The 26,934-nt window shown below is 47.0% G+C and carries 26 protein-coding genes; 9 read left to right on the top strand and 17 right to left on the bottom strand.

The window, feature by feature from the left end; genetic code table 11:
* Positions 1-71 precede the first annotated feature (71 nt).
* The 5 genes from N179_RS02490 to N179_RS02470 all read left to right on the top strand — a co-directional run bounded on the left by N179_RS02490 (position 72) and on the right by N179_RS02470 (position 5,964).
* Positions 72-1,187, top strand: coding sequence for a GGDEF domain-containing protein (locus N179_RS02490; protein ID WP_075642091.1), 1,116 nt, complete (start codon positions 72-74; stop codon positions 1,185-1,187).
* A gap of 235 nt (positions 1,188-1,422) precedes the next feature.
* Positions 1,423-1,827: a DUF350 domain-containing protein gene (locus N179_RS02485; protein WP_023467822.1), complete on the top strand. Its 405-nt coding sequence runs from the start codon at positions 1,423-1,425 to the stop codon at positions 1,825-1,827.
* Positions 1,828-2,629: 802 nt separating this feature from the next.
* The gene (locus N179_RS02480; protein ID WP_143404445.1) at positions 2,630-4,462 is read left to right on the top strand and encodes a hypothetical protein; all 1,833 of its coding nucleotides are present in this window, start codon (positions 2,630-2,632) and stop codon (positions 4,460-4,462) included.
* A 21-nt stretch (positions 4,463-4,483) separates the two neighbouring features.
* On the top strand, positions 4,484-5,344 hold the full coding sequence (locus N179_RS02475; protein WP_075642089.1) for an ATP-binding cassette domain-containing protein: 861 nt from the start codon (positions 4,484-4,486) through the stop codon (positions 5,342-5,344).
* On the top strand, positions 5,341-5,964 hold the full coding sequence (locus N179_RS02470; RefSeq protein WP_075642088.1) for a hypothetical protein: 624 nt from the start codon (positions 5,341-5,343) through the stop codon (positions 5,962-5,964). The genes N179_RS02475 and N179_RS02470 overlap by 4 nt, the downstream gene beginning before the upstream one ends.
* A gap of 124 nt (positions 5,965-6,088) precedes the next feature.
* Here the strand turns inward: N179_RS02470 and N179_RS02465 are convergent, their stop codons facing one another.
* From N179_RS02465 to trhA, 4 genes are all read right to left on the bottom strand, one after another.
* Positions 6,089-6,349 carry a hypothetical protein gene (locus tag N179_RS02465; RefSeq protein ID WP_035398072.1) on the bottom strand — a complete coding sequence of 87 codons (261 nt, stop codon included), beginning with the start codon at positions 6,347-6,349 and terminating at the stop codon, positions 6,089-6,091.
* A 21-nt stretch (positions 6,350-6,370) separates the two neighbouring features.
* On the bottom strand, positions 6,371-7,069 hold the full coding sequence (rpiA, locus tag N179_RS02460; protein ID WP_075642087.1) for a ribose-5-phosphate isomerase RpiA: 699 nt from the start codon (positions 7,067-7,069) through the stop codon (positions 6,371-6,373).
* A 42-nt stretch (positions 7,070-7,111) separates the two neighbouring features.
* Positions 7,112-8,836, bottom strand: a complete 1,725-nt coding sequence (locus N179_RS02455; protein ID WP_083639878.1) for a M3 family oligoendopeptidase — start codon at positions 8,834-8,836, stop codon at positions 7,112-7,114.
* A 118-nt stretch (positions 8,837-8,954) separates the two neighbouring features.
* Complete coding sequence (gene trhA / locus N179_RS02450; RefSeq protein ID WP_023467814.1) at positions 8,955-9,602, bottom strand: PAQR family membrane homeostasis protein TrhA; 648 nt, start codon at positions 9,600-9,602, stop codon at positions 8,955-8,957.
* Between the two features lie 112 nt (positions 9,603-9,714).
* Here trhA and N179_RS02445 point away from each other — a divergent pair, with 112 nt between their 5' ends.
* Positions 9,715-10,230 carry a DUF1836 domain-containing protein gene (locus tag N179_RS02445; RefSeq protein WP_055967209.1) on the top strand — a complete coding sequence of 172 codons (516 nt, stop codon included), beginning with the start codon at positions 9,715-9,717 and terminating at the stop codon, positions 10,228-10,230.
* Between the two features lie 54 nt (positions 10,231-10,284).
* A complete protein-coding gene (locus N179_RS02440; protein ID WP_075642086.1) occupies positions 10,285-11,250 on the top strand; it encodes a DUF4003 family protein in 966 nt (321 codons plus the stop codon).
* Positions 11,251-11,322: 72 nt separating this feature from the next.
* On the opposite strand, the gene N179_RS02435 is transcribed toward N179_RS02440, so the two are convergent.
* From N179_RS02435 to N179_RS02420, 4 genes are all read right to left on the bottom strand, one after another.
* Positions 11,323-11,604, bottom strand: a complete 282-nt coding sequence (locus N179_RS02435; protein ID WP_075642085.1) for a hypothetical protein — start codon at positions 11,602-11,604, stop codon at positions 11,323-11,325.
* 61 nt (positions 11,605-11,665) lie between these two features.
* On the bottom strand, positions 11,666-13,420 hold the full coding sequence (locus tag N179_RS02430) for an EAL domain-containing protein (protein WP_231681778.1): 1,755 nt from the start codon (positions 13,418-13,420) through the stop codon (positions 11,666-11,668).
* Between the two features lie 32 nt (positions 13,421-13,452).
* The gene (locus tag N179_RS02425; RefSeq protein WP_023467809.1) at positions 13,453-15,087 is read right to left on the bottom strand and encodes an ATP-binding protein; all 1,635 of its coding nucleotides are present in this window, start codon (positions 15,085-15,087) and stop codon (positions 13,453-13,455) included.
* A gap of 83 nt (positions 15,088-15,170) precedes the next feature.
* Positions 15,171-15,602, bottom strand: coding sequence for a YaiI/YqxD family protein (locus N179_RS02420; RefSeq protein ID WP_075642084.1), 432 nt, complete (start codon positions 15,600-15,602; stop codon positions 15,171-15,173).
* 124 nt (positions 15,603-15,726) lie between these two features.
* Here N179_RS02420 and N179_RS02415 point away from each other — a divergent pair, with 124 nt between their 5' ends.
* On the top strand, positions 15,727-17,472 hold the full coding sequence (locus N179_RS02415) for an ABC transporter ATP-binding protein (RefSeq protein WP_083639877.1): 1,746 nt from the start codon (positions 15,727-15,729) through the stop codon (positions 17,470-17,472).
* Positions 17,469-18,350: an NAD(P)-dependent oxidoreductase gene (locus N179_RS02410; RefSeq protein WP_058265218.1), complete on the top strand. Its 882-nt coding sequence runs from the start codon at positions 17,469-17,471 to the stop codon at positions 18,348-18,350. Before N179_RS02415 ends, N179_RS02410 begins: the two co-directional genes overlap by 4 nt.
* Before the next feature lie 51 nt (positions 18,351-18,401).
* Here N179_RS02410 and N179_RS02405 read toward each other — a convergent pair whose 3' ends face one another.
* The 9 genes from N179_RS02405 to N179_RS02365 all read right to left on the bottom strand — a co-directional run bounded on the left by N179_RS02405 (position 18,402) and on the right by N179_RS02365 (position 26,909).
* A complete protein-coding gene (locus N179_RS02405; RefSeq protein ID WP_050678317.1) occupies positions 18,402-19,037 on the bottom strand; it encodes a DUF975 family protein in 636 nt (211 codons plus the stop codon).
* 186 nt (positions 19,038-19,223) lie between these two features.
* Entirely contained in the window at positions 19,224-19,886 is a 663-nt protein-coding gene (locus N179_RS02400) for a copper homeostasis protein CutC (RefSeq protein WP_075642083.1), read from the bottom strand.
* Positions 19,887-19,911: 25 nt separating this feature from the next.
* Complete coding sequence (locus N179_RS02395) at positions 19,912-20,676, bottom strand: DeoR/GlpR family DNA-binding transcription regulator (RefSeq protein ID WP_023467804.1); 765 nt, start codon at positions 20,674-20,676, stop codon at positions 19,912-19,914.
* A gap of 191 nt (positions 20,677-20,867) precedes the next feature.
* On the bottom strand, positions 20,868-21,482 hold the full coding sequence (gene plsY, locus N179_RS02390; RefSeq protein WP_035398091.1) for a glycerol-3-phosphate 1-O-acyltransferase PlsY: 615 nt from the start codon (positions 21,480-21,482) through the stop codon (positions 20,868-20,870).
* A 17-nt stretch (positions 21,483-21,499) separates the two neighbouring features.
* Positions 21,500-22,531: a M15 family metallopeptidase gene (locus N179_RS02385; RefSeq protein WP_035398093.1), complete on the bottom strand. Its 1,032-nt coding sequence runs from the start codon at positions 22,529-22,531 to the stop codon at positions 21,500-21,502.
* 245 nt (positions 22,532-22,776) lie between these two features.
* Positions 22,777-23,214 carry an acyl-CoA thioesterase gene (locus tag N179_RS02380; protein ID WP_023467801.1) on the bottom strand — a complete coding sequence of 146 codons (438 nt, stop codon included), beginning with the start codon at positions 23,212-23,214 and terminating at the stop codon, positions 22,777-22,779.
* Positions 23,215-23,226: 12 nt separating this feature from the next.
* Positions 23,227-25,470, bottom strand: coding sequence for an AAA family ATPase (locus tag N179_RS02375; RefSeq protein ID WP_075642082.1), 2,244 nt, complete (start codon positions 25,468-25,470; stop codon positions 23,227-23,229).
* Positions 25,471-25,546: 76 nt separating this feature from the next.
* Positions 25,547-26,254 (bottom strand): hypothetical protein, encoded by a 708-nt coding sequence (locus N179_RS02370; RefSeq protein WP_023467799.1) that lies wholly within the window; start codon positions 26,252-26,254, stop codon positions 25,547-25,549.
* 190 nt (positions 26,255-26,444) lie between these two features.
* A complete protein-coding gene (locus N179_RS02365) occupies positions 26,445-26,909 on the bottom strand; it encodes a DUF3939 domain-containing protein (RefSeq protein ID WP_023467798.1) in 465 nt (154 codons plus the stop codon).
* Between the last annotated feature and the right edge of the window lie 25 nt (positions 26,910-26,934).

Raw genomic sequence — 26,934 nt, 5'->3', positions numbered from 1 at the left:
GAACAGGAGTTAGTCCTTTTATGGCGTATGTCTTTTAAGTAACGTACTTTATTTGAAAGGATGGACAGTTCATGAAAAGCATCCTTTTTGACGTCTTGCATAACGTGACGCTATTAATGGCTGGTTTCTATCTGCTCGGAAAATTATCACCGCTCCCGATCACCCGTGAATCCCCATGGCTGACCCGCGTATTGTACGGTCTTGCTCTAAGTGTCATCTCGTTACTACTCATGCAGATGACGATTGAAGCAGCACCTGGCGTCATGGTTGATTTGCGTCATATTCCGGTCGTCGTCGCTGCCTACTTTGGTGGCGCCATCCCGACAACGATCGTGACGATTGCAATCATCATCTATCGTTTCAGTTTAGGAACGAATCTAGCAGCCTTCACCGCATTCGGCTTCATTGTCGCCATTGCTTTAGGAACGAGCTTAATCGTTCGCGAAATGCCACCATATGCAAAACGAACATTCACACTCGTGACGCTCTACGCGACGGCTTTACACGCTCTTGTCTTATGGATTGTCTTACCGAAACAGATTCTTCTACTTGAAGTGATGGCAGTCGTCATTCCTGCATCGTTCGTCAGTAGCTGGCTCGCCCTACTGATCATCCGCGATATTCGGTTGACCAAACAATCATTACGGATGCTTCGGCAAAAAGCGCAACTCGACTTTTTGACAGGATTGAACAATTCACGCGCCTTTAATGAATACTTCACGGATGTCAAACAGCGATTGATTCTAACCAAACAGTCGGTCGTGTTGTTGACGATCGACATTGATCATTTTAAACAGGTCAACGATACGTATGGACATGAGGCGGGCGACGAGGTGCTACGGCAGTTCGCCAATCGACTGCGCGATGGAGTGGCAGAAAGCGGGTATTTATCCCGTAACGGCGGTGAGGAGTTTTCAGTCCTGTTCGAGGGTGTTCCGCTTGCTGAAGTCCTGCCTTTAGCAGAGCAATTACGCGAACGGATCGCTTCTAGTCCGTTCCGACTAGCGACGACAGAGCTACCGCTCACAGCATCGTTTGGTTTAGCCGCATACGATGAGACGACACTGCAAATCGACGATCTTCTACTGGATGCGGATGCTGCCCTCTATCAGGCAAAGCAACAAGGACGGAATCAAGTCGTCCTGTTTTCTCCTAATGCAGAATCTGCCGTCAGCTTTCAAGAATAACGATGGACGCCACCTCTGAAATCCGCTACCTTTAAAGAAGAGGTAGGTGATTGGCATGAAGTTAGCAAAAGGTCCCTATATCCTGATCGGCCTCATTTTAGGTCTCTTGTTCGGATTCATTGGTGACAACTTCTATTTGTATGTATCAGCAGGTATTCTCGTCGGAGCACTGCTTGAATTGTATGTTGCATACGAACAACGCAAAAAAATAAAAAATCATGATGGAGGTACCAGCATGACATTCAGTGATCTATTCCTTTCAACGCTCTCGTATATCGGTGTCGCGACCGTACTCCTTGCAATCGGTGTCGTCTTGTTCGAGGTGACGACGAAATCGAAGGAGCTCGAACTCATCCGTAACGGAAAGAAAGCGGCCGTCTACGCTTTCGGTGGACGTATTCTTGGTCTTGCCATCGTCCTCTATTCGAGTATCTCGAACTCTGTCAGCATTCTCGATATGGTGTTATGGGGCGCACTCGCGATCGTCTTACAAATCGTCTTATTCTATCTCGCAGATTTATTGATTCCACGTTTGAGCATGACGAAAGAGATTGATGCGAACAACGAAGCAGTCGGCTTGCTGCTCCTCTTCTTATCGATTTCGATCGGTTTGATCATCGCTGGGTCGCTTACATATTAAGACACACGAAAACAGCCCTGGATCATTAGGATTCAGGGCTATTTAGATTAAAACTCCACTTCGTAATAAGGTATCGCTAGCTATTACGATTACTTCAAGAACGAAGCCAAAATGATCATATGATGTATAGCATAAATATCCAAATTACTTTTCCTTTTCTTCTCAACAACTACTCTCCGAATCTGTCGTATTATCTTTAAATTCGTGTTATTCATCTCTTTTTATTTTTGAGTTACGAGCTTTTCTTTAGTCAAAATCTGATCCCTGTCGATTCTTTGATTAAAGCTCTTTGTTTGTAGTGTTACGCACTATTTCGAAAATGTCTTTTTGTAATTCCAATTTATTACGTTCAATTTAGTGTGGATAGATTTGATGACTAAGACTGAAGGGACTATGAACTCCGCTTCTTCTTTACCTAAAATAATGGATGGTTTAAAAATACACTCAAATACGTGTCAACCTTGAAAAGGACAGACTTATTTCTTTGCAAAGCTGTAGAATTGTCTCTCTCATTTAGTATTAGTTTGAGAGAATAATGGTTTTCCCCATTATTCTTAGTTTTTTGTTGATGAACTACAAAGAAGATAGTAGCACTACTATTAAAAACTTACTTGTGATAATAGGTAACTATCACAAGTAAAATAAAGAGGTGAAAAAAGTGCAGAAAATCATTGTAAAAGATCTACTAAAATTTTACGGATTACAGATGATTAAAAGTTATTTTTACGTATTCTCCTTACTTCTGTTTCCTTTTAGTATTGGAATGAAGATCATCGCCGACATCCGGGAGGAGTATGTGTACATGGATTATGCAAGCCTCTTGAATGGGTTTGTTATTCCTGTACAAGGAATGATGTTACTAGTCGCCGTCTATATGTATCGACTTGTCTCTGAAGAAGTGCAGTATCGACAAAGCATACTCTTCCCGGATATCGTCACCATACAATATCAGCGAATTTTTTCAATCCTTCTCAATCATGTCATTTTTGTAGGGACAACTCTCTTGATAGGTCTATTAGGTTTGTTCATCTACTATCAGAATCAAGAGATTCCATGGTCTACGTTTCAACTTGATATTGTAGAGCATGCTGTGATTTTTTACTTCTTACCGCTCACTCTAACAGCATTATGGGGAATCAACTGTGCACTGATATTTGGAAAGAGAAAGACTGGCATGTTGGCACTCTTTCTCGTATGGGTATTGATTGGTCCATTAAATACCGAATTCTTCTCTGACTATTTCTACAAAGGTGGATTCGAGGGAATACGTAGTCTATTGTTTATTGGTCCTATTCAACCAGGGCATATCCATGCACAACTCAGTGGTTTTCTCGGAAATGAAGCTCTTTTTATAAAGAATATCCTTCATATATCACTGCAATGCGTCTTGTTATTTCTTTTAGTTGGACAATGGCACTTGAGAGCTTCTAAAAGAATTTTGACAGTAGTTTTCTCCATACTTGGATTAGGAGTCCTTGTTTTTGTATCTCCCTTTGCACTCGCGAACAATCAATTGAGTTTTGATCGCAGTTTTGATTCTGATTTATCGAAGCACTATAAACCCCCGTATACCTTTGTTCCTGAAAAGGGTGCTCTTGATTATATGATTCAAAAGATGAACTTAAATATGGTACAAGAAACCAACGCATTAAAAGTAGAAGCTGATATGTTAATGAAAGTTTCTCAGAAACAATCTATCAGTCTTTCTTTGTGGCATGAATACGACGTAAACGCTGTAATAGTAAACAACAGGAAAGTTAAATTTAAGCGTCAAGGCGACTTTATCTCTTTTCCGATTTCGTCAGATGGTTCTACTACGAATGTTAAAGTTCGTTACGACATAAAAAATAGCCCATATTTTGCTCTTACAAAAGATACATGGTATTTGCCTGCTACATTAAACTGGTATCCTGTTCGACAGTCTCAGCCAATCAATCGTTTAGGTGTTGGAACGTTAGATCTTATCGGAGATCGACAAAAAATGAGTGATATTAAAATCTCGGGAGATATCCCGAAAGATATCACAACGAACTTAAAAAGACAGGGAGAGCGATCTTTAATAGGTCGTGTAGCTGGTGTAACGATGATGCAAGGACATCTTGCAGTTTTTGAGTATAAAGATCATGAACTCGTTACAGATGACTCGTGGTCAATGCCACAAACTTACTGGCAATCGGTCCAAAAAACATTAGAACAAACTAACGCTGTATTGCAGCGAACATTTGATAAACAAACGGTAGTACCTAAAAAAATTATCCTTGTTTCTCCAAACGAAGAACGAAACAGTTATCTTGATGATGCGCATCTCTTGTTGCAGATTGGAACGACACTTCGTTTGGATCAAAGCTTAAGTGAAGTAGTGGCAACTTATGTGCCAGGAATTCTTTGGTCAAATAGTTCAAGTGAAGTGAAGGTACAACCCAAATGGAAAGTATTCAACGCTGCCTTCTCTTATTGGATTCAAACAGAATTAAAACTAGAGCCAATAGAGGTGGATCCATTTTTCCTCCAACAATCTAACTTAGATATGAAGGAAGTAGAGCGTTGGATTAAAGAATTTATGGACTATGACCATAAGCAACAATTAATATTGTTGAAAAAATGGTACTCAGAATTAAACGAGACGGAAAAATAGAGTGCAAAGGAGTATGGAGTCATGATCCAGTTACAACATCTCTCAAAATCCTATCGAAAGAAACAAATTTTACACCATGTTTCGCTTGAAATCGAAGGGATTTTTGGTCTATTAGGTCCAAACGGAGCAGGGAAAACGACTTTGATGAAAGTACTATGTGGACTGACTTCCGTTTCTGGAGGACAAATTAGTATCGACGGAAAGTCCGTTGTGAAGAGAAAATATGCGGATGTTTCGAGAGAAGTCGGATTTTTACCACAAGACTTTAATATCTATCCTAGTCTCAAAGTGGAAGATGTACTTCTTCATCTTGCTTTATTACAAGGTATTACTACAGAATCAGAGCGTCAAGAAAAAGTAGACGAAGCCCTTCACCGCGTGAATCTTCAAGATAAGAGAGACATGCGAATGAATGATTTATCTGGTGGAATGCGTCGGCGTGTTGGTATCGCACAGATTTTATTACGCAAGCCTAAAATCCTTGTGTTTGATGAACCAACAGCTGGACTAGATATCGAAGAACGGATTCGTTTCAGAAATTTACTACGTGAATTAGGCGAAGATCACACTATCATCATTTCTTCGCATATTGTCGAAGACATTGAGTTTTTGTGTACTAAAATCGGAATTCTACAAAATGGAATCGTTCGATTTGAAGGAACACCGTTAGAACTGAAGAATTTAGCTAGAGGTCATCTTTCGAGCGTAAAGGTCTCCCTTGAGGAACTTGGTGGATGGATGCAGGACGAACGAGTCGTTGATCTTAATGAACACGGTGAGCAAATCGAGGTTCGCTATTTAGAAGAAGCCGCAGCCTCTTCGTCGGACCTTGAACCCAAACTGATGGACGGTTACTTGATGGTAATGCGAGGTTCGAAATGAAAAGAAGCCTAGTGTTCAAAAGATTATTTTGGTTTGATTGGAGACTTCATGGAATCGCAATGCTTCTTCCTCTAATTATGTTTGTTGCACTAGAATCATATGTTTTGTTCAATCCGATGCAATATGGCATTCAAGTTATCCAGACAGCATTTATTCCTTGGATTGCTTGGACGGTCATCTTACATTTTCAGCCGATTTTTGATGAAGGTGCATACGATACATTAGTTCCCTACTACCGTAAGTGGCTTGTAATGGATATTCTTCGCTTTCTATTACTCTATTTCGTTGGTTATTTAGTTTTAACCGGGACACTATTGTTCAATGATGTCGATATACCAACAATCGTTTTTCTACACCATATAGAGTTGATATTGCTCTTTCTATTTTTCGGTATGACACTTATACTTTGGACAAAACGGTTTGAATATGCACTCTCCCTTCTACTTATGTACACCTTGCTCGAGATCGTCACAAAAGGACAGTTCATGCCCTGGCCACACGTGTTTCAATTCGAAACAAATTATTTTGATCCTCTTTATCATGTAAAGGTGCAATTTGTTGGCATTTTAGTAATTTTGTTTAGCTTTATGTCGATAGCAAAGATTAGTAAGCGTAACTAAATGCTCAGTTCTAATATGATTCAGGATAAGATTTCAAATTGGCATGGTGAGCTTCTCCTCTTTTCAATTACCTCTAAGTCAAACAGCCTTGATTCATTGAAATCAAGGCTGTTTTCATGTTCTTTTATTTTTCAAGCTCCTCTAGCTCCGTCCGCGAACGTGGAAAACCATTCGCTTGCCACTCCGACCGATAGATCGAATCCAGTTTCGTCAATCCGACCTCATCCGGGTCCTTCGCAGCATCGGGACTCGGATCCTGATCGAGATGCTCTAAATAATCACGTAGCGCATCGGTCTGTGTGCCCTGTTCCCGCTTCCTGAACAACAATAGACTCGCACCGGCAATGACACCTGCTCCGAATAAATACCGTTTTTTCAAGCCCATACGGTTTCCTTCTTTCTTTCCTTAAACCAATCCACCACCGTCACGCAGTCGTGGATGCGCGATACGTTTGACCTTGCCCTCTTCGACCGTCAGGACATGATCGGGCTGTCGCTCGAAGTAACCGGTCTCGAGTACACCCGACCAACTCTTCACTTCTTTTGCGAATACTCGGACGTCCGAGATGGCTGATAAGTCTACGTCAAGAATCACGTGACCTCCATCTGTAACGAAGGGACGATTGTCTTTCACGCGTAGCGTTGCGGATACATGCTTATCACGCAACCGTTGCCGCACATACGGTAAGGCAAACGGATCCAGTTCGACCGGTAACGGTCCGCTTAAATGATGGACGAACTTCGAGGAATCGGTCAGATAGAGCAATTCTCGACTCATCATTGCGACGATTTTCTCGCGAAATAGTGCACCGCCACCACCTTTGATTGTTTGGAAGTGTCCGTCAATTTGATCGATCCCATCGATCGTCACATCGATTTCCATTCCCTCTTCCAAGTCGATCAACGGAATGTGTAACTGTTCCGCGAGTCGGACCGTCGCAAGTGACGTTGCCACGCCTTGAATCTGTAGTCCCGCCTGCACAAGTGGACCAAGCGCCTCGATGAACCGTTCCGTCGTCGAACCCGTCCCAAGACCCACTATCATCCCATCTTTCACGTAAGTTAGTGCTGCCTCAGCGACTAATTGTTTCTCCTGTTCATACATCCGCATCCCTCCCTACATTTCTGTTCCCGTTTCGATTCGTCTTCAATCGACGGAGAGAGAGGATTCCGTTAACGTCAGGTACTGCTTAATTGCCTGGACGAGCGGTTGTTGAGCTTCCATCCAAAACGCGACAGATGTCGGATCAGCGTCGAGATGACGTTTAACGATCTCATCGATCGTCGCTTGACCGGAATCATGCATGACGGCTTCAAAGACTGTCGAAAATTGACTCGGATCCGCTTGAACCGTCTGATACAGACTATTGCTGAGCAGATAACCGATCGTGTAGGGAATGTTGTAGAACGCAAGATTCGGATTGAACAGATGACTGATGTACATCCATTTATAGCGCGCTGGTTCAGGCAATACCGGACCATAGGCTAACCGTTCTTCCTCTTGCAGGAGTTCACTTAACCGTTCGGCACTGACCGTCCCTTGCTGACGTTCCGCATAAAACCGTTGCTCGAACCGGAACATCCTGGGAACGATGCTGGCATATTTCAGCCCTTCTCGGATCTTGACTTCAAGCAGAGCAAGCACTTCCTCCCGTTCCGTCGTCTCTTTGATGGCAGCATCGAGGACGAGATTCTCCATGAACGTCGAAGCCGTCTCCGCAATGCTCGTTCCTTTTACTTGATTTAAATACGGTTCATCTTGCAGTAAATAATTATGATAGGCATGACCGAATTCATGAGCGAGCGTCGCGACGTCCGGATAACTGTCGCGGTACGTCATGAAGATCCGGCTCTCCTTGGCAATCGGAAAGGCAGCGCAGAATCCGCCCTCTGCTTTTCCAGGACGATTCTCTGCATCGACCCATCCCTCACTAAACACGTTTTCCGCGAAGGCGCCGAGCTGCGGATTCAATCGTTTGAATTGTGTCGTGACGATGGTCTCTGCCATCTCAAATGGAACGTGACGCGCGGAGCGATAGGTGTTCGTCTCAAAATCATGCCATTCTCCCGTCACCCGCTCCGCCTGGGCAATCTTGCGAGCGTAATAGGCGTGAAAGAGGTCGCGGTGTTGATCAAGTGCTTCCATCATCGCTGTTAGGCTCGCTTCCGAGATCCGGTTCTGCTCAAGCAACTCGGTCAATGGTTGCTCCCAGTTCCGCATCTTGTAGGATTGCAATCTGAAGCCGGCAATCCGGTTCAGAATCATCGCGAACAGGTCAGCTTCTTGTGCACAAGCAGTGTCAACTGCTGTCGCTGCCGCTAAACGAGCCGAACGGTCAGGTGCGAACATCGCTTCGTGTAGCCCTTGACCGATCGTAACCTGCTTATTATCCAAGTCGACGCGTAATGCCATGAAACGCTGTTTGTAGAGCTGTCCCCAGCCTTGGAACCCGTCCACACCGAGATCCTGCAACAATTGTTCCTGCACTAGTGGTGCACGACGCGACTGGATGTCACGGCGTTCGTTCAAGAAAAAGGCGTATGGTGAGCCCGTGACGAGCTCCTCCCACTCTTCTTGTGACAGTGCAGCGATCTTCGTATCGAGTGCTGCTGCCTCACTGCGCACCATCGCTTGCACGATTTCAATCTCTTCGAGCAATGGATGGACTTCTGAGCGCGTGACATCTTCAGCGTACAGACAATAAATGAAGTCGCTCCATTCCTCGACGTCGCGCGCGACTTGCTGATAACGCTCGACCTGTTCTGCCACATTTGTCGGACGTTTCGTCAACGCTGCTTGTATCTTAGTAATTCCTGATTTGACGTCATCTATCGTGTAGAGTGTCTCTAACTGCCATCGTGTGTGTTTCATGCTTTTCCCCCTATGCGTGATCTATTCGTTCTTTCATTCGTGAGAACACTCGACTTCTCCTGTAATTTCCATCAGACACAAAAAAACTCCTTCAGCCATTGACTGAAGGAGGACATCCTCATAAGACGAAGAAGTAGACACATAGGAAATGTGCTAAGCTACCAAGTAATACGAAGATATGGAAGATTTCATGGAATCCAAGATGTTTGAACGATAAGATACGTGGCTTCAGCCCATAGATGATGCCACCGATCGTATAGAAGATACCACCAAGGAACAACAATCCGATGCCGAGCGGTGATAAGACTTGCGCGAGTGGTGTGATCGCAAATACCATGATCCAGCCCATTCCGATGTAGAGCGTCGTTGATAACCAACGTGGACTGTTGAACCAAACCAATTTGAAGGTGATTCCAGAGACTGCAATCAACATGACGATGCTGAACAAGACCCAACCAGTCGGACCGTTCAGACTGACGAGACAAAACGGTGCGTAAGACCCGGCAATCAACAGATAAATCATCGAATGATCCAACCGACGCCAGATTGCGATCGCCCGGTCGCTCGCAAGCACCATATGGTAGGTCGCTGAGACGGCATAGAGCGCCATCATACTGACACCAAAAATAATCGCTGCAACGATCGCAAGTGATGCCCCCCGTTCTAACGATGCCTTAATGACAAGTGCCAGTAACCCGACAAAAGCAAAGACAGCCCCTCCAAGATGCGTTAATCCATTAATCGGTTCTCTCATATAAGCTTTCACTTTCGTTCCTCCTCTGATATGTAGTTTCGAATACTACATGGCGTTATATACGTATTCTATCATATGATGGAGAAGTAGAAAGTCCTATTTTAGCGATTTTGGAGGTTTTTTTATGACACATTCTGATGACACGAGACACGATCGCCAATTACGGCTCGAAGATATTCCGAATATCGATCTCTATATGGATCAAGTCATCCAACTGTTCGAGCGGACATTCGAGGCAACGACGCGAAGTACAGATGAGACGATTTTGACGAAGACGATGATCAACAATTATGCCAAAAAGAAATTATTCTTTCCGGTCACGAATAAAAAATATACGAAGGAGCACTTGATTCTGATCAGCTTGATTTATCAATTGAAAAGTTCGTTTTCGATCAATGATATCAAGACGATTCTCGCGCCCTTGAACGAAGGGATCGAACAGGATCAACTTGATCTTGAAGGGTTTTATCGCAATTACCTCGAACTGACGGAACGAAATACAGCCCGCTTCGTAACAGAACAAGACGCTCTAACCGCCTCGACGACCGACCCACTGGAACAGATCTTAGCGATGGCTCATATGAGTAACTTGTATCGGCGCGCAGCAGAACAATTGATTGACACCCAACTGAAAAAATAAGAGAACGCTTTCACTGCGTGATACACTATAAGAAAAGGCAGAGGAGGAACAGTCATGGAGATCGCGACGACTTTCTTGCGACAGCTGGATCACATCGGACCAGAATTCAGAACCTATCAGGATGGCATTCTCATCGAACTGGCATTCGACCGAACGATCGGAACGGAGCAGGTTTCCGCAAGTGTGTTGCTTGAGACAGCAGATGACTTGAAAATACGCTTGCATACACAAACCACCCAGGCATTATTACTTGCTTCGAAGATTCATGCCTTTGACGCCCACACACCGAGTCGGATTGCTGAGATGATGTCGATTCATGGCTATTTTAAATCGCATCGATTGTCGCATCCCTTGAATGCCTATTCTACTGCCCTGTTCATCAGCCGTCTTACTCCGCAGGACGTGGTACTTGAACGAACGGTACAATTATACACACACCTCAAAAAACAACATCGGTTCATCGTGTCACCGCTATTGATCTCTTTCGTCTATTTTCACGCTACGACACGCGGTGAGTTAGACGAGCTCGCCTCGCGTATCGAAACGGTCTATCAACGACTCAAACGGCGATTCGGACGCGCTCAACAGACGTATGTCGTCGCCTTGATATTCGCTTTATTGCCTGAAGACGATTGGGATCGCTATATCGCACAAGTGGAGGCATCCCGTAAGATACATCGTAAACACCATGTTCCGCTGTCGTTCCACGGCATGCTTGCGTTACTCGGTGATCCAAACGTTCACGCTTCGTCACTCGAACGGATGGCAGAGGCGTTACGCTCCGATTTACATTTTAAATACCGGAAAGACTTAGTCTATTTGACAGCAATCCGATTGTATTTAAGTCAACAAACAATCCTGCAACAACTCTTCCCATCTTCGATTCTCCCACCGGACGGCGCCGACGCGATTCCGTTCTTACTCTTCCCTGTTGATTTGACCGATACGTCCCATGCGACAGACGGCGGGATCGACGGAGGATTTGATGGTGGTGGTGACGGCGGCGGGGGTGGCGAGTAATCTTTTACTCCATCAAAAAAAGGCAATCGGTATCCGGCATTTCTGCCGGACATCGATTGCCTTTCATTTTAGTTATTCCTTATCTTGTTGGTTGTCATCATCAGACGGCTGGACATCCCCATCTTCATCTGAAGCATGGGACAAATTGGGTGCCTCTTCACTCGAAGCATCGTTGTCTGGTCGTTCTGTTTTCTCAGCATCTTGTTCTTGCTCTTGATGCTTCGATTCTTTTTCATCCTTCGATTTTTCCGGAACCTCCGCATGGTTCTGCGGATCACGCCCCGCAATCTCATCCTTCGTCATTCGGTTACCTGAAGTAATCGGATCCGTTTCTTTATCGTGTTGATCAGCCATTTGGCATCCCCCTTAAAATGTACTTGTTCCACCTTTTAAGGTATTCCCGACTGAAGAACGGTTAAACCTCAGCACGTCCTCGCATGATGTCTTCGACGAGCAGTTGATCGATCGGTTGAGGATGATGGACCTCGTATCCTTGCACATACAACAACTCATCTAACGTTTGAATGTGTTGCAGCTGTGACGGTGTTTCGACTTCCTGAATCACGAGCGCAATGTTCAACGTCGACGTCAAGGAATGGACAGAGCGAATCATCGAGCGCTCCAACTGATTTTGAACGAGTCGACGTGTAAAAATCGGATCGAGTTTGACCGCTTGAACAGGTAAGCGTAACAACGAATTGAGCGACGCATAATGACTGCCGAAATGATCGACGGTCAGACGATAGCCTGCTTGGCGTAACTGTTCCAAGCGTTTGATGGCAAAACGACGACGTGTTTGCAGTACTTCCTCACGAATTTCAAGAATGAGACGCTCATTCGGGAAGTAAGACTCTTCTGTTAGTCGAATTAACTCGGAAAATAGTTGATCCGACTCGAACTGATTTGCCGATAGATTGACGGCGACAGAAATCTTACGACCAAACGTTTCTTCTAACCGGCGTTGATCCAAGATGGCCTGACAGATCGTAAATCGACCAATGTCCGGAAAAATCTCCATCTTCTCAGCAATCGGAATGAAATCCGTCGGACTGACGAAGCCAAGCACTGGGTGGTTCCAGCGCAAAAGTGCTTCAACCGCGACATAATGTTCTTGTTTCGCATCGACGATCCATTGGTAATAAAGTTCGAACTGCCCCCGTTCCAGTGCATGCGACAGCTCTGATTCAAGGACCGATGCAAACGGGTGCTGTTCCGCATGCCGGTTTGGATTGACGAACGAGGTCCGTCGTTTTCCGTCGTGTTTGACTTGTTGCATCAAAGCTTCCGCTGCATAAATCTGCGTCTGACGACTCGCCATGTCACCCGTCAAGAGACTGACACCAGACGATGCCGTCACGTGAATCGGTTCGTCCGCGACACCAACGATTGGTTGCTCGATCGCTTCCGTGACGATGCGGGCATAGTCTATTGCATGCTGTTCGAATTCTTGCTCTTGCTCAAGTTCTGCCAATACGACGAACTCATTACCATCCATCCGTCCGACGACATGATTCGGTAACGGTACATATTTTAGACGACTTGCAATTTCACGCAACACTTCATTCCCTATCCGGTAACCGTGCGTAGCATTGATCGCATGAAAACGGTCGAGGTTCAATACCATCAAGAAAGCTGGATGAATCGTCACACTCGAAATCAGTCGATTCATATAGCGTTCGTTATAGACATCTGTCAAAGCGTCTTTGATGACATACGTTTCAACGTTGATTGATTTACTAATGATGTCAGCGTAATGTTCCACAAGTGCAATATCCTGCTCCTTGAAGTCGAATGGTTGATCGTCGAAGGCGCACAACGTCCCGATCTTCTCATTCTCAGCATTCTTGATTGCCACTCCCATGAAACTTCCGTTCCCCAGTGCTTTCGTGACCGGATGATTGACCGTCAATGGATCGTTGAGCAATTCACTGATTGAAACCTTTCCATCCGTTTCATCGACGACCAGCTTACAGAGAACGTGTTGGAAGACATGGGTCGAGCCTTCTTCGATCAACCGTCGCTCTTGATTGATCGCCTTGACGACAAAGTTGCTATATGAATCATTTAATGCAAAAAACAACGTGTTGACGCCAATCCGTTCACTCAGTTTTTCAAGAATCTCTTCGACGAGCGGATGCAATGCTTCATAACGAATGTGTGAATTATTCACCGTGTCTTCCTCCTTTCTCAGTCGATTGTCGGTCATGCGTCGAGCGGGAGTTGAATGATGAAGGTACTGCCCTTTCCTTCCGTTGATTGGACGGAAATAGCTCCACCATGATCAAGCACGATCATGCGACAAATCGCGAGTCCTAAGCCGGTTCCACCGATTTTACGTGTATCCGAGTTATCTGCTCGGTAAAACTTATCAAAGATATAAGGTAGGGCTTTCTCTGGTATACCGAGCCCTTCGTCCGATATCTCAATCCGTAATTGATCCGATTGATTTGACCCTTTGATCCGGATTGCCCCACCTTCAGGCGAATATTTAATCGCGTTCATGATCAAGTTCGTGAACAGCTGTTTCATCTTTTCACTGCTTGCTGAAATCGTATAGGTGCCTGGATCGAACTGGACACTGATGCGATGCGCGCGACTCGCGAGATCAAACATCGGTTTCATCTCGAACATCAATTGTTTCACATCAAGCGGTTCTTTTTGAGTCCCATGCGTCGAATCTTCTCCTTTTTGAATTTCCAAGATGTCATTGATCAATTCCGCCAAACGAACGGTTTCTGAATGAATCGTCTGCAAATATCGCTTTTGGCGCTTCGGATCCACTTCTCGTTTCATCAATAATTCCGTGAAGCCCATGATGGAAGAGAGCGGTGTCCGCAACTCGTGCGACACGATCGAGACGAATTCTGCCTGCTTAAGATCAAGTTCCTTATCTTTCGTCACGTCCCGTAAGACGAGCATCATGCCCCACTCGACGTTTGCGATCGCAATCCGCTCGGCGTAAGCACTGAGTAGCAAGTTCCCCCGAAACGCTGATAGTTCGATCGTTTCTCCCGGAATATCTCCATTCATCAGTTGACCGATGTAGTCATGGAGTGCGTCTGGCTGATCGACATGTTCAAACAGCGACGTCGCCCGTTCGTAGGCGTGGCGGAATCCTTGCGCTTGATTGACGAGCTTCGGTGGAAACATGTTCAACAAAGCTTGGTTCGCATAGATCTGTTCCCCACTACTCTCGATGTATAGGACAGCTTCCCGAATCGAGTCGAGGAGCTGATACGTCTTGATCTTTTCATGCTCCATCTGATGGAATAATAGATGGCGTTCAAGCGTCATTCCGAGTTTTCGTGATAGATCAAGTAAGTCCCCGACTTGCTCTAGATTGAACTGAGGAAAAGCATGACGAATATAAAGTAACCCGACGACTTGTCCATTACTTGGAGATTGGACGGGAATCGCCGATTCGAACTGATCGCCAATCGGTAATTGAACCGATTTACGCATGACGAACGCCCGACGTAAGACAGAATATTGATCGAGATCTTTTTCGATCAGCTCCATCTCGTCGATGCCTTGCGCGACGAAATGATTCAACTGTTCACGACGGTACAAGAGGATGGCACCTTCTTTTACATCGAGCAATTGCAACAGGATCGTCAGGACGGTCTCACAGGCCGCTTCGACATTTTGCGTCGCTAACGCTTCCATGATTTCATTGCGTTGCTTCAATTTCAGTTCGACTTCTCGTAAATTCTGTTGTAATCGATTGATTTCACGTTGATCGAGTGATGTGAGTCGTGCCTCAGCTGATGCTGGAACCGTTCCTTGGCGCAATCGGTAAGGACGGTCCTTCGAGTGGTCGCGTAAGATTCGTTTCAACGTGTATCCTCCTTTCAAAATTCATTCCTGTTACAAATTATAGCATGGTCCCTATTTGATCGACAGTTCGAGTACTGTCTTCCTTATATGCTGCTTTGCACTAATGCGCGAAATGCCTCTTCAAAGGCCCGGTCCGCATCGCGCGTCCGTTTTTTCGGTCCTTTCGTCCGTCCACCCGCTCGTCGGATTTGTTGTCCGACATGGCGTGTATGAAGCAATAGATCGATATTCTCGTTCGTAAACTGACGACCATTTTGGTCCATCGCGAAGCCTCCTCGCGCTAAGACGAGTGCTGCTAAACCGTAGTCTTGGGTCACGACGAGATCGCCACGTTTCATCCGATTGGCGATCGCGTAATCGACGGCATCTGGTCCTTGTCCGACCGTGATCGTCGTCGCCCCCTCCCGCATCATCTGGTGTGCTGTATCACAAACTAAAAAGACGTCACGTCCCTGTCGGTGTCGAACGACGAGATCGACAACGGGACATCCGTCTGCATCTACGAAAATAGACATCTGAATCCTCCCTTGTTGTTTCCACTATCAGTGTCACAAACCAAAAGATTTCTTGTCAAGTCGCGTTTCCCATTTGACCGTTTCTTCGTTCTTTCGGACAATGGAAAAGAGAGGATGTGTTGAAATGAACGCTGCGACGTTCCAATCTTTTTACCTGTTATTGAAAAAAACGAAACCCCCGGTCGGATTATTATCCGCTGCCGTTTCCGTCTCCGTCATCCAAGCGCTGGCAGCACTCGCCATCCCTTGGTTCTTAAAGACGTTGATTGACGGTTTTACAGTCGATCGACTGACTCCGCAGCTGATCAGTTTGTTCGTGATCGTCTTCGTCGTCCAAGTCGTCGCGAACGCCTTGTCCATCTATTGGTTACAGATCGTTGGTCAACGGATCGTCGCCAATTTGCGGACGCTCTTATGGAAACACCTGTTGACCTTATCGATTCCGTTCTATGATGAGACGAAATCAGGTGAGCTTGTCTCTCGGCTCAATAGTGACGCTACGACACTCCAGCAATTGCTGTCGGAGCAACTCGTCCGCCTGCTGACATCACTCGTCTCGATCATCGGAGCGATCACGATCCTGTTCTTCCTCGACTGGCAAATGACACTCGTCATGGTCATCGCTGTACCCGTGACGCTACTAATCATCATCCCGCTCGTGCGGAAGTTGCATAAGATATCTCGTGAGACTCAGAAGGAACTCGCGGGATTATCCGGTTTTTTTGCCGAGATGCTCGGTGAAGTCCGACTCGTCAAATCGCAAGCGACTGAATCCTATGAGCTCGACCGTGGGAAAACTCGCATCGAGAATCTTTATGGCTATGGCGTCAAGGAAGGACGAATCCAAGCCCTTTTGTTGCCAATCTTTAACGTCACCTTGACGACGATGTTGATCTTGATCATCGGCTTTGGTGCCTACCGCGTCGCGACGAACCAGATCACAGCAGGTGAACTCGTCGCCTTCTCACTCTATTTGTTCCAAATCATGACGCCACTCGTGACGATGACTGAATTCATCACGAAGTTACAGAAGGCTCGCGGGGCGACAGAGCGAATCATCGAGCTGCTCGATGAGACACCGGAAGCACCTGGAGCGCTTGTTGCGCCGCGTCAGTTTACGGACGTCACGGTCGATCACCTATCATTCGGATACAATGAGACGCCCATCCTCCAGGATGTCAGCTTTACGTTACCACGCGGCAAGACGACAGCGATCGTCGGTCCGAGTGGATCCGGGAAGACGACATTATTCGCGATACTGGAGCGATTCTATCAACCGACGTCCGGGCAAATCCGACTCGGAGATCAATCCATCGCTGATTTAACGTTATCGTCTTGGCGCCAAGCGATTGGTTATGTTGCCCAAGACTCCCCTGTTTTATCGGGAACGATCCGTGACAATCTCGTTTACGGTCTTGCGGAAGACGTCAGTGAAGACAAAATCCGGGAGGCTGCACGGATGGCGAATGCCGATACGTTCATTGAACGTTTTCCGGAGGGGTATGCAACTGAAATCGGGGAACGAGGTGTCAAGTTGTCTGGTGGTCAACGCCAACGGATTGCGATCGCACGTGCACTCCTCCGAGATCCGGAAATTCTATTGCTGGATGAAGCCACGTCAAGCCTCGACTCTGAGTCCGAGCGGGTCGTTCAGGAAGCACTTGAACGATTGATGGTCGGACGGACGACGTTCGTCATCGCCCATCGTCTCGCGACAGTCCGTCATGCCGATCAAATCATCGTCCTTGAAGATGGTCGGATTTCCGGCATCGGGACACATGATCGTCTTGTCGTCGACAATCCATTGTATAATAAGCTCGTAACGCAACAATTCATCGGCACGGAACGTGCAAGGGGGAATCACGTATGAAGACAGTCGGTTTCATCGGATTAGGTGTCATGGGACAAGGCATGGTCCGCAATCTGCGCAAGGCAGGTTTTACAGTCAAAGGATACAATCGTACGAAAGAAAAAGGACTTGTCCTTGAAGCAGATGGTGTCGAGATCGTCGATACGATTCAAGACGTCGTCACGGATGTCGACGTCGTCATCTCGATCGTCGGTTATCCGCAAGACGTCGAGCAGATCTACTTCGAAGACGGAATCCTCGATCATGCGGCACCAGGAACGATTCTGATCGATATGACGACATCCAGTCCGGCTCTTGCAGAACGCATCGCGCAGGAAGCGGCAGCACGCGGTCTTCAGGCACTTGACGCACCTGTCACAGGTGGTGACCTCGGTGCGAAGAACGGAACACTCGCCATTCTCGTCGGTGGTGAAGAAGCGACTTTCGCACAAGCGAAGCCATTATTCGAAGCGATGGGAAAATCGATTTCACTCTTCGGTGGTCCTGGTAAAGGACAATCGGCGAAACTCGCGAACCAAATCGCAATCGCCGGCTCGATGATCGGAACAGCGGAGATGCTGTTGTTCGTCACGCGGTCCGGGATTGACCCGACGCAATTCATCGAGACGATCAAATCTGGTTCTGCCGGTAGCTGGAGTCTTGAGAACTTGATTCCACGCGTCATCGCTGAAAACTACTCACCTGGTTTCTTCGTCAAACACTTCATCAAGGATATGCGTCTTGCCCTCGAACGCGGCGCTGAAATGGGCATTGCGACACCTGGTCTTGCACTGACGAAGGATTTATATGAACAACTTGCTGAGCTGGGTCATGCCGATTCCGGTACACAAGCACTTTATCTGTTGCTCGCCGAACGTTCACGCGCTTCGGTAGAATGAGCAAAAGCCTGTACGCTACGTCTACTGACGTAATGTACAGGCTTTTTTCGTTCATCCCTCGACGGATGATTGACGTGTTGGTTTCAAGCGTTCATAGAAGTGTGCCATCGTCGTATCAAAGTATGGCGTCAAGAAGATGACCCCCACAGTACTAAGTAGTGCGAGGATACCCCAACCGATGAAACTCAGGTAAAGCATGATCAGTTCACGCTTATGCCCTTTCATCATCCGACGACTCTCACCGAGTACTTGCCAAAACGACAATTCCGGTCGGTCGACCAAAATGTACGGTACAAGGCGATACGCTAGATAAAAGTACAATGCCGGTAAAATCAAAAATGATCCGACATAGACCAATACCGTCACGATCGCGTAAGCAGCAATCGTCCGGAAAGCACGTCGAAACGAAGAAAATCCTTCGAATAACGTTCCGATGCCAGCAGATTCCCCGCGTGTGAAGCGTAAGTAAGCAATCGTTCGTCCGACCGTCACCGGAGCAAGCACGATCGTTACGACCATGTTCAGTCCGATGAAACGGACCATGCTGTCGATGTCATCTTGGTCAAAGGACATCCGGCTTGCTGCAAGCGCAAAGATCAGGAAGTAGATGATCGAGATGCTTAGCCCGACCAGCCAACGTCCTTTTAGTGTACCAAGGGCGTCTTGTTTTAATTGTTTAGGGTTCATGTCGTACTCCTTCATTTCCACTATTTCCATCTTTGATTCTAGCGTAGTCCCGTTGAAAAACCTAGTTATCCCGCTCTGCTTTTCAAACGCGTCACGGAATCGTCGAAAATCCGTCACGAACACATACAAAAAAATCCATTTCTCTCATCTCATAAGATTTGAAAAATGGATTCGTGCGGTATAGGATTAGCGCAGAAGTCGCGTCAATGCCTCAACACGTTCTTTTTGAATGATACCGTCTTGTAAGACAGCGGAACCCACATGTAGTTCCGATGCCTTCGTCGCCTCAAGAAGTGCTTCCGCATTCTCAAGCGTAATCCCGGAACCTGGTAAGATAATCAAGTCCGGATGGTCCTCGATCAAGCGAGTGATTGTCTCTTTACCTTCTAGTGCCGTCGCTTGACCACCCGACGTCAAGATCCGGTCGACTTCCGGAAAATCAGCGAGCACTTCTGCCGCTTCGAGAATATCACGACTACTGTCGATCGCCCGGTGGAACGTCAGTGACAGTTCCCCTTTATGTTTGATGATTCGACCAAGGAAGCCTTCGTCGACGCGACCGTCTGCGGTCAATGAGCCGACGACGATCCCGGCAGCACCGAGTTCTCGGATCAAGTCGATATCCGTGATGATCGTTTCTTCGTCTGATTTCGAATAGACGAACGACTTACTATGTGGTCGAACGAGGACGTGAACTGGAATCTCGACCGTCGAGACGACTTGACGAATCAGTCCATAGCTCGGCGTCAACCCACCTTCGGATAATGCGGAAACGAGCTCGATCCGGTCCGCTCCGGCTTGTTCTGCTGCGACCGCTTCTTCTACGGTCGATGCGATGATTTCTAACATGATGCATCCCTCCCGCATCAGTGTATCATGAGACGACCATCCAGTTCACGCGTTCGTTGAACAGTTTCATCTCCCACGATGGTGGATAGGAGGCTGGACTGAGAACGATCTTCGCACGGCGGAACTCTGCCACCTTATATTTACGATTGCCCTGGAATTCATCATTTGCCAAAAAGGCATAGACGTCCTTCGTACAACTGATGACGGCTTTTTGAATCAGTGAGGATTCAATATCATCGCTGACGAAGCCACGCTCGATTTCAGCACCGTCAAACGATAGAAAACAAGCATCAAAAGCGTAAGCATCGAGCGCCTGCAAGACTTCGACTCCGACCGTCTGCCCGTAGGCATCGACTGTTCCACCGAGTAATCGAATTTCACCTTTGAACGGTCCAGTCTTACGGCACTGCTCCAAGTGACTAGCGACCATCAGTGAGTTCGTGACGATCGTCGCGTTCCCCGTTAAATACGGCAACAGATGCTCGACCGGCTCACCTCGACCAAGAAAGATACAGGAATAATCGCTGAGCCATCCTTTCGCATAACGCGCTAAACGGCGAGACAATTGATCCGTCCGACGTGAGATCGGCGTCTCTCGTTTTCCTCCTTGATAGATGGCGCCACCATAGACGCGCTTCAATTGCCGTTCCCGTTCGAGTTCCTCTAAGTAGCGTCGTACCGTTTCTCCCGAGACATCGAGACGTTCGATCAAATCCTTCGTCATGACTTTCCCTTCCTCTTCCAGCCATTCCATGATGCGTGATTTCCGCTCTTCTCCTAACAACGACACGTGCGCTTCCCCCTTCACAGACAAGTTCTAGTTCTAGTGTATCGAACGTCTGTAAAGGTCTTGTAAATCCGATGTAAATAAACGTGTAGTTCCTATGAAATGTCGTTGAATTCGTCCGTTATCCGACTTTTTTCACAAACAAAAGACGCATCCGCATCTCAATGAACGAGATGTAGATGCGTCTTAATGACTCATTCAGACGGTTTCTTTGCAAAGAGTGGAATCTTAGATTCTGTTCCTTGGCGAATCCGTTGGATGTTCTCGCGGTGCTTGAAGATGACGAACAAAGCAAGAACCGTAAAGAACGTCGGAACGATCCAATCGTTCGTCAAAAAGCCGATGGTGATGGAAACAACGATTCCGACACTTGCCGCCACGATTGAACTGAGCGACACCATCCGGCTTAGACGAAGTGTCGTCAAAAAGGAGACGAGCAGGAAGATGAACAGAACAGGGCTCGTCACGAGCAACATCCCTCCGGACGTCGCAACTGCCTTTCCGCCTTTGAACTTCGCGAAGATCGGATAGATATGACCGATGACAGCTGCTAATCCAGCAAACAACGGATGTATATCTGCTCCCATTAAGATTGGAACAAGGCTTGCGACGGCTCCTTTTCCGAAATCACCGATCAATACGATGATTCCCGCCTTTTTTCCCAAGACACGGAACGTATTCGTCGTTCCGAGATTCCCGCTACCATGTTGGCGAATATCCATCCCGTGTCCCCACTTCCCGACAAGAAGTGCGAACGGTATCGAACCAAGCAGATAGCCAAGAACTAAAATCCCTATGATTTCAATCATAGTCAACCTCCAACCTCTTAGTGACCGACTTTCATATATTCCTCAAGAGTCTGTCCGTTATTTTTAATTTGTGTCGCGACATCGACACCGACATAACGAATGTGCCATGGCTCATACGTATAGCCTGTCCGTGATTGGAAACCACGATCGTAGCGCACGATGAAACCATATTTGGCTGCGTTATTCGCAATCCATTTTCCTTCTTTCGTATCACCAAGGGCAGCTGTTAACCCGTTACCAACGCTTGGTGCCGAAATATCAAAAGCAAGACCTGTTTGGTGCTCACTGTTACCAGGACGAGCTGAATATTGATCAGCAGCTGCCTTGCCATCACGTGCGACATAATTATTATACAATACTTTTTGACGTGCGCCTGAACGGAATCCGCTGACAGCGTTCAATGTCACGCCTTCTTTTTTAGCAGCGGCGAACATCTTTTCCATCTGTTTCGCAGCCGGCGCCCGCATGTAGCTTTGCTCGAGCACGCCCGAGTATGAGAAGCTGACGTTCGGGACGACAAGATCCGATGGCTTGTAGTCGATCGGCAAGCCGTATTTCTTATTGACGACGACGAGATTACCAAGTGATAGATTTGCTTTGGCATTTGCTGATTTATCGACGTCCGGTGTTTCATCTTCTGGTTTCGACGGTTTCTCTTGTTCTGGATCCTGAGATGAACTATCCGGTTTATCCGTCGATTCGTCTTTGTTGTCTTCTGTTTTGTTCTCTGAAGCTGGTGTATCGTCTTTTTGTTCTTCTTCTTTTTTCGTCTCATCCGAAGAACCTTGATCTTCTTGCGTTGCCGCGTCAGACGAATTGTCTTCTTGTTTTGCTTCTTCTGACGTATCGTCTTTTGCTGTTTCGTCTGTTTTATTTGTTTCGTCTTTGTTCGTGTCTTTTGCTGTGTCTTCTTTTTTCGTTTCGTCGTTTGATTGTTTTGTCTCATCTGATTTCTGTTCCGTTTTCGTTGTATCATCCGCTTGTTGATCCCCAGGATTACATCCTGCAAGGAGAAGCGCTAACGTACTGACGGTTACGATTTTTTTCATGAGTAAGACCCCTCTTCTTTTTATGCTTCTCTATGTTACCGCTAATCGTTCCATCCGTCGAGTCTACTTCCGACAGATAGAGTAAGTCCCTACCTTACTTCAGCTTCTTTATTTTCGCAAATGATTCTGACTTTGTCATCGGTCGTTAGTACCAAGTGCTAAATTTTACTGTTCAGACTGAAAAAGCTGAAAAAAGAAAAAAGCAGAACCGATTCAAAAATCGATTCCGCTTTTGATGCATCTCTTCACGCTTCCGTTAAGAGTGCTGCGTCCGTCTCACTCATCTTCTCATAAATTTCGTGCCAGTTCGGGAACACCTTTGGCAAGCGAATCGGTCGGAAGTTTTCCTTCTTGACGACGACGTGTGTCGTTTTCGCAGATACCGCAAGTTTCCCGTCCGGATGTTTGACTGTATAGCCATAAATCGTCCGTAGTCCATCGTAATGATCAATCCAAACCGTGACGACCGCTGTATCACCGTACGTCAACGAGCGTTTGTAATCGAGATTGACATTCGTGACCGGGGAGACATAACCCGCATCTTCCATCTCCTTGTAATCAAGACCCAAGGACTGGATTAATTCTGTCCGTGCGAGTTCCAAATAGACGAGATAGTTCGAATGATAGACGATGCCCATCATGTCCGTCTCGGCGTACCGGACAGGTATTTCAATCGTGTGCATGTAGCTTCCCCCTTAAAAATCCTCTTTTTCAAGATAGGACCATTCTGAACCGGACAAGCTAACTTTGTCAATTAATCGCATCGACTGCTTCGCGATCGCCTGTTCGACGATCGTGATCGCCGCCCGTGCGTTTCCGTTCGGAACGACATCAATCTTCTCGGTAAGCGTCAACCGTGCGTCCTCCGTCAGCTCGTATCCGAACCGTGCTGCGTATCCTTCAATGATTTGAATCAACTCGTCTGGCGAATAATTCGGGAAGTGGAACGATCGCTTAAAGCGTGATTTCAGTCCTGGGTTACTCGCAAGCAAAGCGTTCATCTGTTGCTCGTAACCCGCAAGGACGACGACGAGATTGTCTTGATGTTTCGTCATCTCATCCACGAGCGTATCAATCGCTTCCTTCCCGAAGTCGTTCGCTCCACCGTTTAACGCATACGCTTCATCAATGAATAAGACACCACCCAGCGCGTCGCGAATTGCGTCGCGCGTCTTTTGCGCTGTTTGTCCGACGTAACCGGAGACGAGATCCGCCCGGCTGACGACTTTCAGATGTCCGCGTTTCAAATAACCGCATTGTCGTAACACATCAGCATAAAGCTGCGCGACAGTCGTCTTTCCGGTCCCGCTATTGCCGCTAAAGACCGCATGCAATTCGACCGGTAAGACTTTATAGCCCGCTTCCCGGCGACGTTTTTGCATTGACAACAGAGCTTCAATCTGTTTGAGTTCATCTTTAAGATCAGACAATCCGACGAGCGAAGCGATCCGCTCCTCAACGGTTGCGTCCGGTTCTTGCACCATCTCGAAGTCTTCTTGTTCGAGTAAGGCAAAGTCTTCGTGACTGGCACTCTCTCCAAGGCTTGATCCCTTCTTGAAGATCGCATCAAGCACGATATTACGGACGGCGCGTCCATTTCCGAAACTGGCGTCAACTCGTTCTCGCTCAAGCCGTCCGAGCAACGCCCGCTCTGCTTGTTCCGTCAAGACGTAATCGTTCGCGGTCGCGATCGAACGTCCGATGGTGAGCAGCTCCTGATCCGTATAGTCAGCGAGTAGATAATGATTTGATTCCGGGAAACGACTCCGGAGTCCAGGATTCGCCTTCAGGAAATCACGCATCTCTTCTGGGTATCCAGCAAGCACGACCGCAAATCGCCCTGCATATTCCCCACTCGTCATCGCTGCGACGAGCGTATCAATCGCGGCCTGACCATAATCGTTCCCACTTTGTCCGGCACGTTTTAAGGCATAGGCTTCATCGATGAAGAGCACCCCTCCGACGGCTTCGCGGACTTTACTCATGACCTGTTCTTCCGTCTGACCGACGAACGCACCGACAAGCGATGAACGATCCGTCTCGACGACTTCCGGTCGTTCGAGAAGTCCGAGCTCGTGATAGATTTTTGCCATCAGACGGGCAAGCGTCGTCTTTCCGGTTCCGGGGTTACCCATGAAGATCATGTGTAGCGATGGTTGATCGCTTGAACGGTAGCCATCTTCCGATCGTTTTTGTTGATACTTCAAGAAGCGATACATATGATGGACCCGTTGTTTGATGTCTTCGAGACCAATCATCGCGTCGAGTTCTTCGAGTGCTGAGCGTTCGACTTGTTTGCTTTCGACGGGGAGCAAAGCGACGACACGTTTGAGATCCTGGATTGTCGTCGCTTTCAGTTCCGTCATCTCGCGAAACGCTTCTCGGGAATAGAAACGCTCTTGCAAGCTATCGACGAATGTCTGCGCTGTCTGTTCAAGCGTGGCACTCGAACGCAGTAATGCCGTTCCAGCTTCGAACAGTTCCGTCCAGCGACCAGCATCCAATCGACGCAACCGTTCCGTCAGTTCGACGATTTGTTCCGTCTCCTCGACGATTTGGCTTGCTTGGAGAATCAGTTCTTTCGTCGCTGATCGTTTGGCGTTCGCATTGTCCGTCTCGCGAATCGTCGGAAACGTATGCGCAACAAGGCGCTGATACGTACTTTGTAATTGTTGTTCCGTCAACAACTGCTCAAGACGAGCTGGCAAACGACCATGCTGACGGATTTCTTGCATCCAACTCTCAGCTAAGGCATCCAGTCGTCCCGTCATGATATAGCGATGTTCGACGAGTAACGCCAAGATGCGGACGAGTGCTTCCGTCTCTCCAAGCAACCGGCTACTTTGAGCATACCGTAAGGCGAGCACCTCCTCGACCTTCGCGCCCTCTTCCCACGCTTTGATTTGATTGAACATCTCCTCTTTCGAGAATGCTTCCATGTTGAACCTCCTGCGTCTCGAAAAAACCGACTTTGTCCGCTACCGTTTCGTAGCGTCATCGCCGGTCGTTTCTTGTTTATTTTGCTTTTAACCAATCCGGATCGAACGTATCGATCGTTTCAAAACTCTTCATCTTGACAGAGTAGAACAGTTTACCGTTATTACGTGACTCCGCACCGAGTACTTTCGAACGGTCGGAAGCGACATAATACGTTGCTTGTTCTTGGTTGTTTTCTTTATCGAAGATCGATGGGTATTGTTTGATCCAGTCTTCTGGTACCGTGCTTGATGGTTCTTTTTTCACATACACGTCTGCTGCCATTCCAGCGATGTCCGCTTCTCCCTCGACTTGTCCGAAGTCACCTTTGTTGATGAAGGCGAGGATCTGTTCGTTGAAGCCACGTGAGAGGAATGGGCGCGGCGCACTGACACTTTTGCCGGCTTTCGTCTCATTGACTAACTTCCCTGTCGCATCATACTCACGGAACATCGTCCCGTTCCAGATCGCAAGCGATCCTTTTGACGGACCGTCTACGACTTCTGTCCGGAAATGACCTTTGTCATTAAAGACGACTTCATACGTGCGTGATTCAAGTTCATCTTTTTTCGTCGCGAGCTTCTTCTCAACATATTGGATGCGTGTCATCGTATAAAACGGTTTGACCGTCGCGGCTTTTTCATCGCTTGCGGTCTGCGTCTTGTTCAAGAGATAAAAATTGTAGGCAAGGAGGATCGCCATTGCCACGATTGCTACTGCAATCCACGTGCTCGTTCGTTTCGTCATGCCATGTACACCTTCCTAGCTCAAGTCTCTATTCCTTATCATCGTATCGGTTTTATAAGGAGAATACAAAGGGTTTGTCCGAGATTTCACGATTTCTGACTAAATTCGTCAGACTTTTGAACAAATCAGAAAATGGTCAGGACGACAAAAAAAGGCGAACCGAATGAATTCGGTCCACCCTTGATTACGTTTATGCTTCTTTCGGCGTCAGCGAGACGATCATCGACTCATCGACCAAGTAATAGCTATGATGCGGCATTTCACGCAAATAGCCATCTTGAAACAACATCGCGCAGTCGACTTGGAACGTTTTGCTATACGGTTTCAACGGGAGTTTCTTCACCCGGTCAAAATAGCGATCGACGGCAACCTGGACATGATCCATCTCATAGACGAGTTCCCGATCTTTTGCCTCCATGATGGTGAATGTCTCACGCGACATGTAAAACACTTGTGTCGAACGTGCTTTCAAATACGGCTCTAACTGCTTTAAGTCAATGCGTTGCTCATTATCTAGAAGCACTGTCCGATTCGTCCCTTTCGGTAGTTCGGATTCAAAAGCATGCGTCGCTTGTTTGACTTCATCAAGCGTCACGTCACGCATCGGCAACGGCTGGTCTTCCTTCGGTTGAAACCACTTCTTGAATCGGTTCACCTTTTTCCTCCTCTCGTCAAAAAAA

Origin of the sequence: Exiguobacterium indicum HHS 31 (assembly GCF_001939065.1) — a bacterium.
GTDB lineage: Bacteria > Bacillota > Bacilli > Exiguobacteriales > Exiguobacteriaceae > Exiguobacterium_A > Exiguobacterium_A indicum.
This window is presented reverse-complemented; position numbering and strand designations above follow the sequence as displayed.

What these genes read in the sequence shown, in the direction of transcription:
- N179_RS02405 (WP_050678317.1), bottom strand. Translation starts at nt 19,037, where the DNA reads ATGAACCCTAAACAATTAAAACAAGACGCCCTTGGTACACTAAAAGGA.
- N179_RS02385 (WP_035398093.1), bottom strand. Translation starts at nt 22,531, where the DNA reads ATGAAAAAAATCGTAACCGTCAGTACGTTAGCGCTTCTCCTTGCAGGA.
- N179_RS02480 (WP_143404445.1), top strand. Translation starts at nt 2,630, where the DNA reads ATGGATTATGCAAGCCTCTTGAATGGGTTTGTTATTCCTGTACAAGGA.
- N179_RS02465 (WP_035398072.1), bottom strand. Translation starts at nt 6,349, where the DNA reads ATGGGCTTGAAAAAACGGTATTTATTCGGAGCAGGTGTCATTGCCGGT.
- N179_RS02455 (WP_083639878.1), bottom strand. Translation starts at nt 8,836, where the DNA reads ATGAAACACACACGATGGCAGTTAGAGACACTCTACACGATAGATGAC.
- N179_RS02415 (WP_083639877.1), top strand. Translation starts at nt 15,727, where the DNA reads ATGAACGCTGCGACGTTCCAATCTTTTTACCTGTTATTGAAAAAAACG.
- N179_RS02485 (WP_023467822.1), top strand. Translation starts at nt 1,423, where the DNA reads ATGACATTCAGTGATCTATTCCTTTCAACGCTCTCGTATATCGGTGTC.
- N179_RS02375 (WP_075642082.1), bottom strand. Translation starts at nt 25,470, where the DNA reads ATGGAAGCATTCTCGAAAGAGGAGATGTTCAATCAAATCAAAGCGTGG.
- N179_RS02380 (WP_023467801.1), bottom strand. Translation starts at nt 23,214, where the DNA reads ATGCACACGATTGAAATACCTGTCCGGTACGCCGAGACGGACATGATG.
- N179_RS02435 (WP_075642085.1), bottom strand. Translation starts at nt 11,604, where the DNA reads ATGGCTGATCAACACGATAAAGAAACGGATCCGATTACTTCAGGTAAC.
- N179_RS02470 (WP_075642088.1), top strand. Translation starts at nt 5,341, where the DNA reads ATGAAAAGAAGCCTAGTGTTCAAAAGATTATTTTGGTTTGATTGGAGA.
- N179_RS02420 (WP_075642084.1), bottom strand. Translation starts at nt 15,602, where the DNA reads ATGTCTATTTTCGTAGATGCAGACGGATGTCCCGTTGTCGATCTCGTC.
- N179_RS02370 (WP_023467799.1), bottom strand. Translation starts at nt 26,254, where the DNA reads ATGACGAAACGAACGAGCACGTGGATTGCAGTAGCAATCGTGGCAATG.
- N179_RS02445 (WP_055967209.1), top strand. Translation starts at nt 9,715, where the DNA reads ATGACACATTCTGATGACACGAGACACGATCGCCAATTACGGCTCGAA.
- N179_RS02440 (WP_075642086.1), top strand. Translation starts at nt 10,285, where the DNA reads ATGGAGATCGCGACGACTTTCTTGCGACAGCTGGATCACATCGGACCA.
- plsY (WP_035398091.1), bottom strand. Translation starts at nt 21,482, where the DNA reads ATGATTGAAATCATAGGGATTTTAGTTCTTGGCTATCTGCTTGGTTCG.
- N179_RS02490 (WP_075642091.1), top strand. Translation starts at nt 72, where the DNA reads ATGAAAAGCATCCTTTTTGACGTCTTGCATAACGTGACGCTATTAATG.
- N179_RS02400 (WP_075642083.1), bottom strand. Translation starts at nt 19,886, where the DNA reads ATGTTAGAAATCATCGCATCGACCGTAGAAGAAGCGGTCGCAGCAGAA.
- rpiA (WP_075642087.1), bottom strand. Translation starts at nt 7,069, where the DNA reads ATGTATGAACAGGAGAAACAATTAGTCGCTGAGGCAGCACTAACTTAC.
- N179_RS02475 (WP_075642089.1), top strand. Translation starts at nt 4,484, where the DNA reads ATGATCCAGTTACAACATCTCTCAAAATCCTATCGAAAGAAACAAATT.
- N179_RS02410 (WP_058265218.1), top strand. Translation starts at nt 17,469, where the DNA reads ATGAAGACAGTCGGTTTCATCGGATTAGGTGTCATGGGACAAGGCATG.